At 70.3% G+C, this 17,301-nt stretch carries 14 protein-coding genes; 4 read left to right on the forward strand and 10 right to left on the reverse strand.

The window, feature by feature from the left end:
- Positions 1-54: 54 nt before the first annotated feature.
- The 5 genes from ABZ470_RS32000 to ABZ470_RS32020 are packed head-to-tail and all read right to left on the reverse strand — an operon-like array spanning position 55 to position 8,379.
- On the reverse strand, positions 55-1,053 hold the full coding sequence (locus tag ABZ470_RS32000) for an aldo/keto reductase (RefSeq protein ID WP_352010070.1): 999 nt from the start codon (positions 1,051-1,053) through the stop codon (positions 55-57).
- Positions 1,053-2,804: a CocE/NonD family hydrolase gene (locus ABZ470_RS32005; protein WP_362916124.1), complete on the reverse strand. Its 1,752-nt coding sequence runs from the start codon at positions 2,802-2,804 to the stop codon at positions 1,053-1,055. The genes ABZ470_RS32000 and ABZ470_RS32005 overlap by 1 nt, the downstream gene beginning before the upstream one ends.
- The gene (locus ABZ470_RS32010; RefSeq protein ID WP_362916126.1) at positions 2,797-5,373 is read right to left on the reverse strand and encodes a N,N-dimethylformamidase beta subunit family domain-containing protein; all 2,577 of its coding nucleotides are present in this window, start codon (positions 5,371-5,373) and stop codon (positions 2,797-2,799) included. The genes ABZ470_RS32005 and ABZ470_RS32010 overlap by 8 nt, the downstream gene beginning before the upstream one ends.
- 40 nt (positions 5,374-5,413) lie before the next feature.
- Positions 5,414-6,343, reverse strand: coding sequence for a helix-turn-helix transcriptional regulator (locus ABZ470_RS32015; protein WP_352010073.1), 930 nt, complete (start codon positions 6,341-6,343; stop codon positions 5,414-5,416).
- Positions 6,344-6,384: 41 nt separating this feature from the next.
- On the reverse strand, positions 6,385-8,379 hold the full coding sequence (locus ABZ470_RS32020) for an ABC transporter ATP-binding protein (RefSeq protein ID WP_352010074.1): 1,995 nt from the start codon (positions 8,377-8,379) through the stop codon (positions 6,385-6,387).
- 244 nt (positions 8,380-8,623) lie between these two features.
- Between ABZ470_RS32020 and ABZ470_RS32025 the strand changes: the two genes are divergently transcribed.
- The 4 genes from ABZ470_RS32025 to ABZ470_RS32040 all read left to right on the forward strand — a co-directional run bounded on the left by ABZ470_RS32025 (position 8,624) and on the right by ABZ470_RS32040 (position 13,414).
- Positions 8,624-10,237, forward strand: coding sequence for an ABC transporter substrate-binding protein (locus ABZ470_RS32025; RefSeq protein WP_352010075.1), 1,614 nt, complete (start codon positions 8,624-8,626; stop codon positions 10,235-10,237).
- A 6-nt stretch (positions 10,238-10,243) separates the two neighbouring features.
- Complete coding sequence (locus ABZ470_RS32030; RefSeq protein ID WP_352010076.1) at positions 10,244-11,188, forward strand: ABC transporter permease; 945 nt, start codon at positions 10,244-10,246, stop codon at positions 11,186-11,188.
- Complete coding sequence (locus ABZ470_RS32035) at positions 11,185-12,087, forward strand: ABC transporter permease (RefSeq protein ID WP_352010077.1); 903 nt, start codon at positions 11,185-11,187, stop codon at positions 12,085-12,087. The genes ABZ470_RS32030 and ABZ470_RS32035 overlap by 4 nt, the downstream gene beginning before the upstream one ends.
- A gap of 70 nt (positions 12,088-12,157) precedes the next feature.
- The gene (locus ABZ470_RS32040) at positions 12,158-13,414 is read left to right on the forward strand and encodes a multidrug effflux MFS transporter (protein WP_362916129.1); all 1,257 of its coding nucleotides are present in this window, start codon (positions 12,158-12,160) and stop codon (positions 13,412-13,414) included.
- 135 nt (positions 13,415-13,549) lie between these two features.
- Here the strand turns inward: ABZ470_RS32040 and ABZ470_RS32045 are convergent, their stop codons facing one another.
- From ABZ470_RS32045 to purN, 5 genes are all read right to left on the reverse strand, one after another.
- Positions 13,550-13,831, reverse strand: coding sequence for a methyltransferase domain-containing protein (locus tag ABZ470_RS32045; RefSeq protein ID WP_362916131.1), 282 nt, complete (start codon positions 13,829-13,831; stop codon positions 13,550-13,552).
- A gap of 4 nt (positions 13,832-13,835) precedes the next feature.
- Positions 13,836-14,705: a bifunctional methylenetetrahydrofolate dehydrogenase/methenyltetrahydrofolate cyclohydrolase gene (locus ABZ470_RS32050; protein WP_362916133.1), complete on the reverse strand. Its 870-nt coding sequence runs from the start codon at positions 14,703-14,705 to the stop codon at positions 13,836-13,838.
- 22 nt (positions 14,706-14,727) lie between these two features.
- A complete protein-coding gene (locus ABZ470_RS32055) occupies positions 14,728-14,913 on the reverse strand; it encodes a hypothetical protein (RefSeq protein ID WP_362916135.1) in 186 nt (61 codons plus the stop codon).
- Positions 14,914-15,059: 146 nt separating this feature from the next.
- On the reverse strand, positions 15,060-16,604 hold the full coding sequence (gene purH / locus ABZ470_RS32060; RefSeq protein WP_352010082.1) for a bifunctional phosphoribosylaminoimidazolecarboxamide formyltransferase/IMP cyclohydrolase: 1,545 nt from the start codon (positions 16,602-16,604) through the stop codon (positions 15,060-15,062).
- Between the two features lie 43 nt (positions 16,605-16,647).
- The gene (gene purN, locus ABZ470_RS32065; RefSeq protein ID WP_352010083.1) at positions 16,648-17,268 is read right to left on the reverse strand and encodes a phosphoribosylglycinamide formyltransferase; all 621 of its coding nucleotides are present in this window, start codon (positions 17,266-17,268) and stop codon (positions 16,648-16,650) included.
- Positions 17,269-17,301: the final 33 nt, after the last annotated feature.

The following is a 17,301-nucleotide window of genomic DNA, read 5'->3' on the forward strand; positions in this document are numbered from 1 at the left end:
GGGACGAGAACGGGCCGGGCGGAGAGACTCCGCCCGGCCCGCTTCCGTTCACATCTAGGCCTCCGGGACGGGACCCCTCCCCGCACCGGTCTCCCGCAGCGCCGCCACCAGCTCGGCCAGGTCCTCCCGGGTGAGGCTGAGCGATCCGGCGGGCAGCCAGCCGTCCACCTGTCCCGGGTTACGGGCGCCGACGATCGCCGCCGTCACCCCCGGCACCGTCGTCGTCCAGGCCGCCGCCACCGCGCCGACCGGCACCCCGTGGCGCTCCGCGATCGGCCGCAGAGCCTCCTGGAGCGCCAGGTTGCGCGACAGGGCCGGCTCCCTGTACTCGTCGTTGCGCGAGCGCCAGTCGTCGGACGGCAGCGCGGCGGCCCGCTCGGCGGTGAACGTGCCGGTCAGCAGACCGGCCGCCATCGGGCTGTAGACGATCACTCCGGTGTCGTGCTCGGCGCACCACGGGATCACGTCGGCCGCCGAGTCACGGTGGATCAGCGAGAGCGGCGGCTGGAGGGTCTCGACGGGGCCGACCGCCTCGCACCGTTCCAGCAGCTCGACGTCGAAGTTGGACACCCCGGCGTGCCGGACCTTGCCCTCCTTCACCAGTTCGAGCACGGTGCCCCAGGACTCCTCGATGGGCGGGCCCTGCGGGTCGGGGGCGTGGATCTGGTACAGGTCGACGTGGTCGACGCCCAGGCGGCGCAGCGAGTCCTCGCACTCACGCCGGATCGACTCCGGGGTGAGGTTCTGGCTCTCCACGCCGTTCTCGTCCCAGACCAGGCCGCACTTGGTGAACAGCAGCGGCCGGTCGGCGGCGGGCAGCGCGGCCACGGCGCGGCCGACGACCGTCTCCGAGTGGCCGAAGCCGTACACCGCCGCCGTGTCCACCCAGTTCACCCCGCCCGCCACGGCGCGGTGGATGGCGGCGATCGAGTCCTCGTCGGACTGGGAGCCCCAGCCCATCAGCCCCGGGCCGCCGGTGACCCAGCTGCCGAAGCCGACCGAGCTGATCTCCAGCCCGGTACGGCCGAGCCGGCGGAATTCGTTGATGGACATCAGTGCTCCGTGTGGTAGGGACGCGTCGCCTCCGGGCTGACGACCGGCAGCACGACACGGGAGAGGTTGAGGCCCGCGTGATGGATGTTCTGCAACGCGCTGATCATCTCGGTGGACCTGCCGGGCAGCTCACCGGTGTTGGGGTTGCGGTCGAAGTGCGGGAAGTTGCTGCTGGAGATCTCCACCCGGATGCGGTGCCCCGGCTGGAACACGTTGCTGGTCGCGCCGAGGTCGAGGTGGTACTCCACGATCTCTCCCGGGACGACCGGGTTCAGCCCGGCCTTCGGGTCGCGGTGGCTGGCGCGCAGGATGCCGTCGGTGATGTTGCGGGCGTAGCCGCAGGGGCCGACGTCGACCAGCTTGGCGGTCCAGTCGGTGTCCAGCGCGGAGGTGCTGGCGTGCAGTACCACCGAGACCGGGCCGGTGACGTCCAGCGGCTCGCCGAGCGGCTCGCTGGTGTAGACGAGCACGTCCTCGCGCTCCTCGATCGGACGCTGGTCGTAGACGCCGCCCTTGGTGTGCACCGGGCTGCAGCACAGCGAGCCGCCCAGCGTGGGAACCGGGTTGCGCGGGTTGTAGACGTAGCTGTCCGGCGGCTGCTCCGCACCGGGCCTGTCCCTGGACAGGCGTCCGTCGCCGTGCAGCGTGTTGGCCCGGCCGCCGCTGTGCAGGTACCAGTCCTGGTAGTCGGTGCCCGGCAGCGGCCAGGAGTCGGCGACCCGCCACTGACCGGCCCCCATGGCGTACAGCAGCACCGGCGGGTCCTCCCCCGCCGAGTCGCCGCCGTCGCGCAGCCACCGGTCGAACCAGCGAAGCTGCAGGCCGTCCACGTCGAGGGCGCCTCCGGTCGAGCGTCCGCCGAAGTTCCACGAGCCGACCGGGTTGCCGCTGAACAGGCCCTCGTGCGGCCACGGCCCGACGAGCAGCCGCTGCCGGTCGCGTACCGCCTCGCCGCCCTCGGCGCGCATGCCCGCGAAGTTCGCCAGGGTGCCGCCGAGGAAGGTGTCGTACCAGCCGCCCATGTTGAACGCGGCCACGTTGATCTGGGGGTAGGCGCGGGAGACGTCGAGCCGCTCCCAGAACTCGTCGTAGGTGGGGTGCTTGAGCCACTCCCGGTAGTACGGCGCGACACCGTCGAGGTAGGGGTGCCTGTCCAGGGGCAGCGTCAGCACCGTGTCCTGCAGGTCGTCCAGGGCGTCGGTCAGCGCCCCGCGCACCTCGCCGGAGACCGAGGGGTCACGGGCGGCGTTGTGCGCGGCGAGCGAGAGCGTCCAGCCCAGGCTGAAGCTGAGCTGGAACGCGCCACCCCGGTAGACCCAGCCGTGGTGGTAGCTGGAGGCCGTGACGTTCGGGGCGATCGCCTTCAGCGCCGGGTGCCCGGACATGGCGGCCTGCCACTGGGTCACCCCGTCGTAGGAGCCGCCGAACATGCCCACGTTGCCGTCGCACCAGGACTGGGAGGCGACCCAGTCGATCGAGTCGTAGCCGTCCTCGCGTTCGTGGACGAACGGTGTGAACCGGCCCCCCGAGGCGCCCCGGCCCCGGGTGTCCTGCATCACGACGGCGAAGCCGCTGGAGGCCGCCCGCAGGGCGAGCGTGCCGTACATGCCCAGGCCCGTGCGGTCGTACGGCGTGCGGAAGATCAGGGCGGGGCAGCGCTGCCCGACCGGACGGTAGATGTCGGCGCGCAGGACGGTGCCGTCCCGCATCGGGATGGCGACCATCCGGTCGACCGAGAGCGACTCAATCATTCTTCTTACCCAGCCAGTGGTCGAGAACGTTACGGGTGATCCTGGAGATCCCGTTGTCGTAGCCGTGGGCCGAAAGCCCACCGCTGTAGGAGATCGAGCCCGTGGCGAACACGGAGCCGCCGCCACGGGTGTGGAAGTAGACGATGTCGGAGCGGACCTCGGGATCCTCCGATCCGCCGTGGCCCGGGTGCGTGCCGCTCAGCTCCTCCACGGCGAACTGGTAGCCGTCGAGCAGTCCCTCTGAGGTGGCCAGCACGACCGCCTCGGGCGGGCTGCCCAGCGAGAGGTCGTAGCGGTCGATCTCGCCGCCGGCCGAGCCTCCGCCGTCCAGCCCGGAGTCGCCGAACACCTCGGGCACGCCGTCCAGCAGGTGCTTCAGGTCCTCGGGCACGGCGTCGGGGCCGATCCGGTAGCGGCCGGAGGGGCCGCTGCCCTGGGCGCTGAAGCCGACGCCGAACACCTTCTGCGGCGGGCGGCTGCGGTTCATCCACAGGCCGCCGCGCTCACCGGTGGTGGCGTGGTGGTGCTCGCCGGTCTGGGCCTGCCAGCTCCTGGTGCCGTTCTCACCGCGGCGCAGCTCCATCACGTGCGGCAGCTCGGGGTGGAAGGAGACCACCCAGTAGTAGCCGTTGCCGCCCAGGTAGGCGAAGTTGCCGCCGCCGTCGACGTACGTCTCGATGGCGTCGATCATCTGCTCGGTGGCGTACTCCGGGTGGCTGCCGCTGATCACCCCGGCGTAGGGGCGCAGCAGGTCCACGCCCTCGGCGTGCAGGTCGTGGTCGGTGATGACGTCGAAGGAGTAGCCGAGCTCGGTGAGCCAGTCCAGGAAGTACAGGTCGGAGGCCAGCATGAACGGCGACAGGTGGACGCGGAAGCCCGGCGCCAGGGTGAGGATCGGGCGGCTCCACGAGATGTAGCTCACGCCGCTGCCGTCGGTGTACCTCGCGTAGGCCGAGTGCCCCAGGTCGTAGCGGTGTTCGAGGAACACCGTGCCGTCGGGGACGACCGGCACGTGGCCGAGGCCGCGCTCGTTGGAGTAGGCCAGGTAGGTCGCGGTCGGCAGGAGCAGGGCGAGCCTGCCGGTGGCGGTTCCCTGGCGGGGACGCACCACGAACGGGATGCCCCGCTCGCAGGAGCCGTCGGCCGCCGTGACCTGCAGGGCGTAGACGCCGCTCGGCAGGTCGTCGGGGACGGTGAACTCGTGGCTCGGCTCCCATCCGGCGTCGGCCAGGGAGTCCTCGTGGAAGTGGATCGCGGCGTATCCGCGCGGGTCGGCGGCGTAGTGCTCGATCCGGCCGGTGAAGTGACGCCCGGTCACCCCGCGCACCGGCAGGTTCACCAGCCTGCCGTCCAGGCCGGGACGGCCGACGCACGGCACGACCAGCGACGCCGCGGTCTCCCCCGGCTCGAAGGACCAGCGCAGCGGGGCGTCGTGGTCGTCGGAGACCGCGACCACCAGCGCGGCCCTGGCCAGCGGGTACGGCCACACGCCGGGCCGTTCGATCTTGCCGTTGTAGTGGTCGTCCTCGGGGGTGCGGGCCGCGAACAGCAGGTCACCGTGCTCGGCCGGGGCGAAGCCGCCCTCGACGTCCTGCTCGGTCACCTGGGGCCGGTCGTCGACCACGATCGGGCTCACCCGGCTGTTCACCCCGGTCACCAGCGGCCGGGCGACCAGTGTGGCGCGCCCGGTCTCCGGGTCGTAGGAGGCGGCGACGCCGTACCAGCGGTGCAGGGGGAGGGGGGTCTCGGCGTGGACCGCGCTCTCGCCGGAGCCGTCGCCGAGCCAGAGGGTCAGCCGCCCGGTCTCGTCCAGGCCGAGCGCGTAACCGCGCGGGCCCTCCTCCCAGCGGGACACCACGACCTGCGGCCTGCCTGTCACGCAGGTCGGGTAGATGTAGGCGGCGACGGTGAAGCCGTCCGCGCCCGTGGTCGCGCCGTGCGGGTCGCGGACGGCGATGTGCGAGCCGAGCCGTACCCGCTGTTCCCGGCCGGTGTGACGGCCCTGCCAGACGTCGGGCACCTGCTCGATCCGGACACCGGGGCTTTCCGGGTTGTCGTCGGTGTGCCGCACCCGGACCAGTTCGGTGGTGTACTCGGCGACCTGTTCGGCGCTGACCATGAACGTGATCCGGTCGCCGGGGGCCGCGCTCACCCGGTCGGCGTAACCGAGCAGGACCGGTCCCTCGTGCCGCAGCTCCGGCCCGTCGACCGCGTCCTGTGAGGGCTCTCCCCAGCCGAAGACGTCGAACAGCTCGCGCCGCAGGCCCGCCTCACGTGCCTCGTTGAGGCTGGTGAACTCCCGCCGGTCGGCGAGCCGGTAGGTCTCGCCGCGCCGCGCCGGAGGGCGGACCAGCCGCCAGACCTCGCGCCTGGTCTGTTCGTAGACGGACAGGCGCTCGGTCGCGGCCCGCTGGCCGAGGAAGTTCGCCAGCAGACTCAGCGGCTCCCGGTGAACCGCCTCAGGATCGTGGATCCACGCGGTCACCAGGTCCTCGGTGATCAACGAACGTAGCTGCTCGACGCGGCGTTCGGCGAACCGCGCCCTAATGCCCACAACTGAGGATTCCATGACTTAACGCTAGGCAGCAGGTCGCGGCACATATAGCTCGTCAGGTCGGCGGCCCTGTCACTGAACGGAGGTAATCCGCGGCGCCGGCGCGCCTGCGGAACTCCCCCGGGCTCGTTCCGGTCTCGCGCTTGAAGAAGCGGCCGAAGTACGACGGGTTGTCGAACAGCAACCGCTGGGAGACCTGGGCGACGGTCAGGTCGGTGTGCCTGAGCAGCCGCTTGGCCTCGACGGTCAGCGCGGCCCGGATGATCTCCGCGGGCCGCTTGCCCGTGGTGCGTTTGACCACGTCCGCCAGGTGCTTGGGGGTCACCCCGATCCGGCTGGCGTAGCCGCTGACACTCTGCTCGTACGGCAGTTCCTCGCTCACCAGCCGCAGGTAGCGGCGGGCCAGCGCGGTGCCGCTGTCCTCCTCGACGGTACGGACGTCCGCGCCCCGGCTGAACCTGCGCATCTCGACCAGCAGGATGTGCAGGTACGCCTGGAGCACCGAGACGTCGGTGCCGCCGGGACGCTGGTACTCCCTGACCAGCGCGGCCAGCAGCGTGGTGACCGGCTCGACCTCCTCGGGGGCCAGGTGCAGGGCGTGCCCGGTGCCCAGCGGGTCGAGCGCCAGGGACCGACGCGGGGAGACCCGGTCCCCGTACTGGGGAACCAGGAACTCCTCGACGAAGGTGACGATGTATCCCTCAAGAGGGGTGTGGCCCTCCCAGAACTGCACCTGACCTGGGGCGACGAAGTACATCGTCATCGGGGTGACCTTGTACGGCACGAAGTCGATCACGTGGGTGCCCGTGCCGCCGGTCACGCACACCAGTTCGTAGAACTCGTGCCGGTGCGGGTAGGGCGCGGACGACCAGGGCGCCAGGTCGGCGAACGACCCGATGGCGAAACCGGGGGCCCCGTCGCCGATGAGGGGGTCGTCGAAGCTGTGGGTCGGGAACGAGACGGGAGAGACCGAGGTGGATGACACAGACGAGATGGACGACACAGACGGCATGGCGGCTCCCAGTGTCACTGACGCGAACTTGCGGTGCCCTCGGCTTCCGGTGAAACCGAGGAGGCTTCCGGCGAAGCCGGGGAGGCTTCCGGTGAAGCCGGGGAAGAGGGGGTGATGCCCGGGTTGGCCGCCAGCAGGGTACGGGTGTAGTCGTGCTGCGGCTCCGTGGCGAGCTTCTCGGGGGTGGCGACCTCGATCAGCCTGCCGTTCTTCATCACCCCGACCCGGTCGGCGACCGAGAGGATCAGGCTCAGGTTGTGGGTGATGAACAGGTAGCTCAGGTTGTGCTCGCGGCGCAGGTCCAGCAGGAGGTTCATCACCTGTCCCTGCACCGAGACGTCGAGCGCGGAGGTGGGCTCGTCGGCCACGATGAGCCGGGGCTCGGGGGCGAGGGCACGCGCGATGGCGACCCGCTGCCGCTGCCCGCCGGAGATCTGCCCGGGGAGCTTGTCGATGATCGCCTTGGGCAGGCCGACCTCGTCGATCAGACGCTCCACCCGGCGGCGCAGGTCGGCGCCGCGCAGGTCGGTCAGCTCGCGCAGCGGCTCGGCGATGATCCGGCCCACGGTGTGGCGCGGGTCCAGCGAGCTCTGCGGGTCCTGGAAGACCAGCTGCACGGTACGGCGGAAGGCCCTGACGTCGCCTTCCAGGCCACGTGAGGTGTGCCGCTGGCCGTCCACGGTGATCGTGCCCTCGGTGGGGTGGTCGAGCGCCGAGACGATCTGCCCGAGGGTCGTCTTGCCGCTGCCCGACTCGCCGACCAGACCGAAGAACTCGCCCGGCCGGATGTCCAGGCTGACCCCGTCGACGGCGGGCATGCGCTCGCGGCGGCGCAGCCTCAGCAGGCCGCCGGCGCGGCCGCTGCGGGTGACGAACTCCCGGCGGACGTCGTCGATCACCAGGAGCGGTTCGGTCCGCGCCTCGGCCCCGGCCTCGGTGGCCGTGACGACGGGTGGAGGCAGGGCGACCGGGCCGGCGCCGGGGTTCCAGCAGGCGACTTCGGCCTGCCGCTCCACCACGGCCGTTTCGGAACGCTCCACACGCTTGATCTCCTCCACCGGAACGGTGACGAGGGCCAGCGGCGGTTCCTCGGAGCGGCAGCGGTCCCCCGCGTGCGAGCAGCGTGGGGCGAACCGGCAACCGGGGAGCTTGGCGCCCGCCTCGGGGACGGAGCCGACGATGGACGGCATGCCCCGGGTGTGGCGCACACCCACCTGCGGCACGCACTCGACCAGGGCCCGCGTGTAGCGGTGCCTGGGCGAGCTGAGCACCTCGGCCGCGGGCCCGACCTCGACCAGGCGGCCCGCGTACATCACCGCGATCCGGTCGGCGATCTCCGCCGCCACACCCATGTCGTGGGTGATGAACACGCACGCCATCTGGTGTTCCTGCTGCACCGTACGGAACAGGCGCAGGATCTCGGCCTGGGTGGTCACGTCCAACGCGGTCGTGGGCTCGTCGGCCAGCAGAAGATCAGGGCTGGACATCAGCGCCATGGCGATCATCACCCGCTGCTGCATCCCGCCGGAGAGCTGGTGCGGGTACAGGTTCGCCACCCGCTCGGGGTCGGGGAAGCCCACCTCCCCCAGCAGCTCAAGCGCCCTGGCCTGCCCCTGCGCACGAAGGTCACCACGACGTGAGGCGGCGTCGGCCGACCAGTAGGCCTCGCCGAGCTGCACACCGATCCGCTGCGCCGGGTTCAGCGAGTCGAGCGCCTCCTGGAACACCATTCCGATCCGCCGGCCGCGGAACGACCGCATCTGCGTCGCGTTCAGTGAGGTCAGGTCGACGTCGTCGAGCCGGACCGCGCCGGTGGTCCGCACCGGGGCGACGAACTCCAGCAGGCGGATGATGGACAGCACGGTGACGGTCTTGCCGCTGCCGGACTCGCCGACGACGCACAGGGTCTGTCCGGAATCAAGGCTGAGGGTGAGTTCGTGGACCAGGTCGGTGGTCACCTCGTCGGAAAGTACTCCAACGGAGAGGCGGTCTATCTCGAGTAGTGACATGGGTGTCATCCTTTCCGTCGGCCAACCTGACCTCGGGTCGGGGATTCTGCACCTCAAAGCTGCCGCTTAACAAGGCTGTGGGCACAGTGTGCCGATCGGGAACGGCGTCTGTCCACACTCATGGGCACAGGTTGGCTGATTTCGCATGAGTGACATAAAAGCCGACATCGACGCCTATCTTGGACGGGCGGGCCGGGTTACGTTCTCCGCCACCGACCCGCGGAAACAGGCGCGAGGAGCCGCAATGGATCGCACCGGACAACGTCGCAAACCCAAGATCATCGCCCTCGTCACGGCAGGGCTCTTGCTCTCGGCTTGCGGCACTGCCACAAAGTCCCCATCCACCCCGGCCACCCCGGCTGCACAGAGCGACGCGGGACAGCCCGCGCGAGGCGGCAACCTGACCGTCCGCCTCGCCCAGGACCCTGGATCGCTGGACACGGTGCAGAACAGCAACGCAGGAACCAGCTATCTCGGGCACGAGATCTTCGAGTCTCTGGTCGCCATCGACGCCAACTACCAGCCCCAGCCCGTGCTGGCCGAATCTTACAAGAAGAGTGATGACGGCCTGACCTACACCTTCACCCTGCGCAAGGGCGTCCAGTTCTCCGACGGCTCGCCGCTGACCTCGGCGGACGTGGTGGCCTCCATGCGCTACTGGGTGGAGAAGGGCAGCTACGCGGGCTCGCTCAAGCCGGTGCTCAAGGAGATCACCGCGCCCGACGAGGGCACCGTGGTGTTCTCCATGAAGGCGCCGTTCAACCTCGTCGCCCTCATGGCCTCCAGCCACGGCAGCGGCATCCGCAGGGCCGCCGACGTGGCCGCCGCCGGAGCCACCGGAATCCCCCAGGACCACTCGATCGGCACCGGGCCGTACAAGCTGAAGACCTGGACGGCGGGCCAGGAGATCGTGCTGGAGCGCAACGACAAGTACAAGCCGCCGGCCGGTGAGTCCAGCGGGTACGCCGGAGCCAAGGGCGCCTACCTGGACACCATCACCTACAAGGTGATCGCCGACCGCGACGCCGCGTTCAACAGCCTGCAGACCGGGCTGCTCGACGTCTCCGAGCCGTCCTACGACCAGTACGACCAGATCAAGCAGAACCCCAACCTCAAGATCGGCGTCGAGGGCGCCGCGAACGTCCAGTACATCGCGCTCAACCACAACTCCGGCTCGATCTTCTCCAAGCCCGAGGCCAGGGACGCGATGAACATGCTCGTCGACAAGAAGGCGATCATGGACTCGCAGGGCGTGCCCGACCTGGTGCTGCCCAGCAACGGCGCGTTCGCCACCCAGACCAACAAGGCCATGTACTCCGAGGCCGGCAAGGCCAAGTGGGACCAGCACGACCCGGAGAAGGCCAAGCAGATGTTCGCCGCCGCGGGCCTGCGCCCCGGCCAGACCATCCGCATGATCACCACGGACGAGTTCCCGCAGTTCAAGGATGCCCTGGTCATCATCCAGGACTCGCTGAAGAAGATCGGGATCAACGCGACCGTCGAGAGCTACGACTTCGCCACCCTGATCGGCCGCAAGAACAACCAGCCGAACAGCTGGGACGTGCTCGCGCTGATGGACGACGCCAACCCGCCCGTCCCGTCCTACAGCGACAACGTCCAGGGCATGGACAACATGGGTTACCCGAGGGACAAGCTCGCGCCCCTGCTGACCGCGTACAACGCGGCCAAGACGCCGGAGGAGCAGAAGCAGGCGATCGACAAGATCCAGGAGTTCACCTCGCAGAACCTGCCCACGCTGACGCTCTACCACGCCAGGTCCTACGTGGCCTACAACCCGAAGGTGCAGGGCTATGACGGCTGGGGCCTGGAGTTCGCCAACACCTGGCTGGCGAGGTAGCACCTGATGCTGGGGGTCATTCTGCGCCGGTTGCGCGATCTGGTGATCGTGCTGTTCGTGGTCGGCACCGCACTGTTCTTCCTGCTGCGCTCGATCCCGGGTGACCCGGCCGCGGTGCTCCTGGGCACCAAGGCCAGCCCGGAGCAACTCGAACGGCTTCGCCAGGACCTCGGCCTGACCGGACCGCTGTACGAGCAGTATCTGCACTGGCTGGGCAACGTGCTGAGCGGTGACTTCGGTACGTCGATCAAGTACAACCTCCCGGTCCTGCAGATGATCTTCGACAACATCGCACCCACGCTGACCCTGGCCATCCTGAGCACGGTGATCAGCTTCATCCTCACCGTGCTGATCGTCACCTGGGTCACCGTGGCGCCGCACAACCGGGTGGCCCGGCTCGTCAACCGGGCTACCCAGTTCGGGCTGGCCCTGCCGGAGTTCTGGCTCGCGCTGCTGGCGGTCTACCTGTTCGCGCTCACCTTCGGCTGGTTCCCGACCGGCGGCTACACCCCGCTGTTCGAGGACCCGGCGACCGCGATCACCCAGCTGGCGTTGCCGGTCGCGGTGCTCGTCGTCGGGCAGACCGCCTTCCTCACCATCACCATGGAGGAGAGCGTGCTCGGTGAGCTGACCCAGCTCTACCTGCGTACCGCGCGGGCCAAGGGCGTCGGCGAACGGCGGATCATGCTGAAGCACGTGCTGCCCAACTCCATGCTGCCGGTCCTCACCACGGTGGGCCTGAACTTCGCCTCGCTGATCGGCGGCGTGGTGGTGATCGAGAGCATCTTCATCATCCCGGGCCTCGGCACCACACTGCTCGGCGCCGTCTACGCCCGGGACTTCCCGCTCATCCAGGGGGGTGTCATGTTCATCGCGTTCCTGTTCGTGCTGATGAACCTGCTGGTCGATCTCGCCTACGCGCTGATCGACCCGAAGGTGCGGGTGTCGTGACCGCCGACCTCGCCACCGCGCCGACCGTGACGGCCCCCACCCGGGTCCGCTCGTTCGTCCGGCGAAACCCCACGCTGATCGTGACGGGCGGGCTGCTGATCCTGATCACCCTGGTGGTCATGGTGCTCCCGCCGTTCCTGCCCGACCCGAACGCCGCCGACCCGGTGAACCGGTTGCTGCCGCCGTCGGGTGAGCACCTGATGGGCACCGACAAGTACGGCCGCGACCTGTTCGCCAGGTGGGCCTCCGCCGGTCGGGTCTCCATCGGGATGACCATGCTGATCACGCTGTGCTCGGTCGGGCTCGGCACGTTCATCGGCCTGGTCGCGGGCTACTTCGCGCGGGCGGGCACGGTGATCATGCGGGTCGTGGACGCCTGGATGGCGTTCCCGTCGATCATCCTGGCGATCGTGTTCGCGGTCGTGGTCGGTCCCGGCATGATGAGCGAACTGCTCGCCGTGACGATCATCTTCACCCCGTACACGGCCCGGATCATCCGCAGCCGTGTGCTCGGCCTGACCACCCGCACCTACGTGAAGGCGGCCAGGGTGTCCGGCATGGGGCCGTGGAAGACCCTGGGCGTGCACATCCTGCCGAACACCCTGCCGCTGGCCGTCGTGCAGTGCGTGCTGCTGTCGGCGGGCGCCATGCTCATCGACGGCTCGCTCAGCTTCCTCGGTCTCGGCATCTCACCACCCACCGCCACCTGGGGAAACATGGTCGCCGACGGGCGTACCTACCTGCAGACCCACCCGACCATGGTGATCTTCCCCGGCCTGACCATCGCCCTGTTCGTGTTCCTGCTGAACCTCACCGGTTCGGCGCTGCGCGCCTTCGTCGATCCTCGGGCGAGGATGCTGCTCGACCAGCAGCGACGACAGCGGCGGTCGCGCCGGTGAGCGCAGGCACACATTCGGGGGAAAGCCACCCGGTGACCGCGTCCAGGCGAGGCCACCCGGTGGGTCACACGTGAGCGCGGACGGCCCACCGGCCGTCCCGCCTCCGATCGCCCGGACCCGCAGGCTGCTCTTCACCCTCGGAGCGCTGTCGACGTTCGGCCCGCTGTCGATCGACCTCTACCTGCCCGCGTTGCCCGCGCTGGCCCGCCAGCTCGGGGCCTCCGACGGCGCCGCCCAGTGGAGCATCTCGGCCTGCATGATCGGCCTGGCCGTCGGCCAGCTGTTCATCGGCCCGCTCAGCGACCGGATCGGCCGCAGGCGCCCGCTGTTCGCCGGGGTGGTGACGTACACGGCGGCGTCGTTGCTGTGCGCGGCGGCGCCGTCGATCGAGACGCTCATCGTGCTGCGCCTGGTGCAGGGACTGGCCGGATCGGCCGGGATGGTCGTGGTCGAGGCCATGGTCCGCGACCTGTACGAGGGCCGGCAGATGGCCCGCATCATGTCGCTGCTGATGCTGATCGGCGGATTCGCACCGATCGTCGCCCCGGTCATCGGCGGGCAGCTGCTGTACGTCGTCGACTGGCGCGGCCTGTTCGTCTTCCTGGCCGCGATCTCCGCGGTGCTGCTGCTCGTGGCGTTCACCCTGCCGGAGACGCTCCGCCCCGAGCACCGGCACTCGGGGGGCATGGCCCGGGTACGGGAGGGCTTCTCCGCGGTGGCGGGCGACCGGCTGTTCGTCGGCTGCACCCTGGGGTCGAGCATCGGCAGCATCGCGCTGTTCATCTACATCTCGTTCAGCGCGTTCGTGATCGAGGACGGCTACGGCGTGAGCCCGCAGGTGTTCTCCCTGATCTTCGGGATCAACTCGGTCGGCCTGATCCTGGGCGGCTGGTTCAACGCCCTGCTCCTGCGCCGCTTCACACCGGAGCGGCTGCTTGTGCCCGAGGCGCTGGTCGCCGTCGTGACCGGTGTCGGTACGGCCGTCGCCGCGGCGCTGCACGCGCCGCTCTGGGTGTTCCTGACCTCGCTGTTCTTCACGATCATGTCGGGCGGACTGGCCTCGCCGAACGCGACGGCGCTCGCGCTGGTCCGTCATCCGGCCAACGCGGGCACGGCCGCCGCGCTGCTCGGCAGCACGGGCTTCCTGTTCGGCGCCCTGTTCGCCCCGCTGGCATCGCTCGGCGGGGCCGGCGCCATCGCGATGACCGGCGGGATCGCCCTGGCCCGCATCGGCTCCTGGCTGGCGTACGCGCTGGTGGCCAGGCCGCGTGCGAACCACACCCCCGAGGCCGCGCCACAGCCGTGCGGTTCCGAACCGAACCCGTGACCGGCTGTTCGCCGGAGCCCGGCACCTCGACGACGAAGAAGTGGAGGCCCCCGGGGAACAGCTCACGGGCGGCCGGGCCGGGCTGCGGCTCACCGATGACGGAGAGCCGGAACCCGGCGTTCGTGAAGGCGTCGGTCACCGCGTGCAACGGTTTGCGCCGGAACCCCATCGGGACGGTCCGCCCGCCGAACGTCCGGTCGAAGGAGTAGCCGGTGGTCGCGAGGTGGTCGGGCCGGGGGCCCTGGATCGTGTAGGCCCCGAAGGGGTGGTCGACGCGATCAGCCGGCCGCCGGGCCTGAGCACCCGCCGCAGCTCGGCCGGCGCCGGCCCCCGGTCCCCCAGGTGGTGCGGCACCGGCGACGCGATCACGTCGTCGAACGGCAGGCGCTCGCGCGGGTCGGCGACGTGCGGGGCCACGTCGTCACAGTGGGCCCTGGGCGCCCTGGACCTGACGTTCCGCGGCCTCGACGACGTTGCTGAGCAGCAGCGCCCTGGTCATCGGGCCGACACCGCCGGGGTTGGGGGTCAGGAAGCCCGCGACCTCGCCGACCTCGGGGGCGACGTCACCGGCGATCTTCCCGTCGACCCGGGAGACCCCGACGTCGAGTACGGCGGCGCCGGGCTTGACCATGTCGGCGGTGATCAGGTGGGGCACACCCGCCGCGGCGACGACGATGTCGGCGCGCCTGACGTGGGCGGCCAGGTCCTGGGTGCCGGTGTGGCACAGGGTGACGGTCGCGTTCTCCGACCTGCGGGTCAGCAGCAGGCCCAGGGAACGGCCCACGGTGATGCCGCGCCCGACCACGGCGACCTCGGCGCCCTTGAGCGGCACGCCGTACTCCCGCAGCAGCAGGACGATGCCGTGCGGGGTGCAGGGCAGCGGCGCGTCGACCATGTGCACGAGACGGCCCAGGTTGATCGGGTGCAGGCCGTCGGCGTCCTTCGCCGGGTCCATCCGCTCGATCAGGGCCAGGGCGTCCAGGTGCCGGGGAAGCGGGAGCTGGACGATGTAGCCGGTGCACTCGGGCGAGGCGTTGAGCTCGTCGATGACGGCCTCGACCTCGGCCTGCGTCGCGGTGGCGGGCAGGTCCCTGCGGATGGAGGAGATGCCGACCTCGGCGCAGTCACGGTGCTTTCCCGCCACGTAGATCTGGCTGCCGGGGTCGTCGCCGACCAGGACGGTGCCCAGGCCCGGGGTGACGCCACGCTCCCTCAGCACGGCCACCCTGGCCGCGAGGTCTGCCTTGATCTTGGCCGCGGTGGCCTTGCCGTCCAGAATCTGCGCGCTCATGGCGCCAATCCTTCCATGAAGTTCAGCCGCGGCTCGCTTGCCTGCGCTCGATGATGCGGCGGGTGAAGGGGATGTACTCCACAGCCTTGGCTCCCAGGTAGGCGGCCCCGAGGGCCACGATGACGAGGAGCACGGGGCTCTGCCAGAACCCATTCATGATCACGAAGGCGTTCAGGAAGGAGCCGAGCAGGGGCATGGGAGTCTCCACGGGCGCGACGGACGAGATGCTTCACCTTAACCGGGCTTTAAACCCTTTTTAGCCGAAAAATCCTGTCCGTCCCGCCACGTTCCTGTCTCTGGTGCACGGCTGCCCCACGGATGGCGGCAGCCGTACGACCTGGGAAGATCTTGAGACTAGTGGAAGAAGTGCCGGGTGCCGGTGAAGTAGAGCGTGATCCCGGCGGCCTCGGCCGCGGCGATCACCTCGGGGTCGCGGATGGAGCCGCCCGGCTCGACGACCGCGGTGATCCCGGCGGCGACGAGCAGTTCGAGGCCGTCTGCGAACGGGAAGTACGCGTCGGAGGCCGCGACCGACCCCTTGGCGCGCTCACCGGCGCGGGCGACGGCCAGCCGTGCCGAGTCGACCCGGTTGACCTGCCCCATGCCGACGCCGACGCTCGCGCCGCCGGAGGCCAGCAGGATCGCGTTCGACTTCACCGAACGGCTGGCCCGCCAGGCGAAGGCCAGGTCGGCCAGGACCTCCGGAGAGGCCGCCGCCCCCGCCTTGAGCTCCCAGGTGGCGGGGTCGTCACCGGGGGCGTCCACCCTGTCGGTCGTCTGCACCAGCAGGCCGCCGTCGATCCGGCGGAACTCGGCCTTGTTGTCCGGCCCCTTCGGGCAGGCCAGCAGACGGATGCTCTTCTTCGCGGTGAGCAGCGTCAGCGCCTCGGGAGTGAACGACGGGGCCACCACGACCTCGGTGAACACCTCGGCGATCTGCCCGGCGAGCTCCTCGGTGACCTCACCGTTGACCGCGATCACCCCGCCGTAGGCCGAGACCGGGTCGCAGGCGTGCGCCTTGCGGTGCGCCTCGGCGACGTCGGCGCCGACCGCGATGCCGCAGGGGTTCTGGTGCTTGATGATCGCGACCGCGGGCTCGGCGAAGTCCCACGCGGCCCGCCACGCGGCGTCGGCGTCGAGGTAGTTGTTGTACGACATCTCCTTGCCGTGCAGCTGCTCGGCGTTGGCCAGGCCGTCCCGCTGGCCGGAGTAGAGGGCCGCGCCCTGGTGCGGGTTCTCGCCGTAGCGCAGCGGCGTCCTGAGCGTCCAGGCCGCGCCCATGTAGGTGGGCCAGGCGCCCTCCTCTGCGGCGTAGACGTTGGCGAACCAGGAGGCGACCGCCGTGTCGTAGGCGGCGGTGTGGGCGTAGGCGGAGGCGGCGAGACGACGGCGCTCGGTGACGGTGAAACCGCCGGCCGCGACCGCGGCGAGCACGTCGCCGTAGACGGCCGGGTCCACCACGACCGCGGCGGTGCCGTGGTTCTTGGCCGCGGCGCGGATCATCGCCGGGCCGCCGATGTCGATCTGCTCGACGCACTCGGCGTCGGAGGCACCGGAGGCGACGGTCTCCTGGAACGGGTACAGGTTGACCACGACGAGCTCGAACGGCTCGATCTCCAGCTCTTCGAGCTGCTTGACGTGGGCCGGGTTGCCGCTGTCGGCCAGCAGGCCCGCGTGCACCCTCGGGTGCAGGGTCTTGACGCGGCCGTCCAGGCACTCGGGGAACCCGGTGAGCGACTCGACCGGGGTGACGGGAACACCGAACGAGGCGATCGTCGCGGCGGTGCCGCCGGTGGAGACGATCTCCACGCCTGCGGCGTCGAGTCCGCGGGCCAGCTCCTCCAGCCCGCTCTTGTCATACACCGCGATCAACGCGCGCCTGATGGCGATGCGGGTCACTTCGTGGTCCTCCTGTTTTGTTCAGATTTTCCGGCCGTCCGGCTCATCCGCCGGATCGTCCGAGACGTACGGTCCGTCCGGTCACCGTCCAGCCCTCCCGGGCCAGCCTGCCGACGGTCTCGACGAGCAGCCTCCGCTCGACGACCTTGATGCGCTCGTGCAGCGTCTCCTCGTCGTCGCCGTCGAGCACGGCCACCGCCTCCTGGGCGACGATCGGCCCGCTGTCCACCCCGGCGTCGGCCAGGATCACCGTGCAGCCGGTGACGCGGACGCCGTAGGCGAGGGCGTCGCGGACACCGTGGGCGCCGGGGAAGGACGGCAGCAGCGCGGGATGGGTGTTGACCATGGTGAAGGAGGTCGTGGACGGCTCACCGAGGATCTTCATGAACCCGGCGAGGATCACCAGGTCGGGCCGGTGCTCGGCGATCCTCTCGGCGATCGCCCTGTCCCACGCGGCCCGGTCCTCGTGGTCGGGCAGCCGCTCCACGAAGGTCGGCACTCCCGCGCGCTCGGCGCGGGCCAGTCCTTCGATGCCGTGCCGGTCGGCTCCGACCGCGACGATGCGGGCCCCGTACGCCTCATCGGCCGAAGCGTCCAGCAGGGCCTGTAGGTTGGTTCCAGAACCGGATACGAGGACCACAAGCCGAGCGGCCTGGGATGACACCGACGCACTCCTTTCGGACGGGACTCACGCCGC

Origin of the sequence: Streptosporangium sp. NPDC020072 (assembly GCF_040631445.1) — a bacterium.
Lineage (GTDB): Bacteria > Actinomycetota > Actinomycetes > Streptosporangiales > Streptosporangiaceae > Streptosporangium.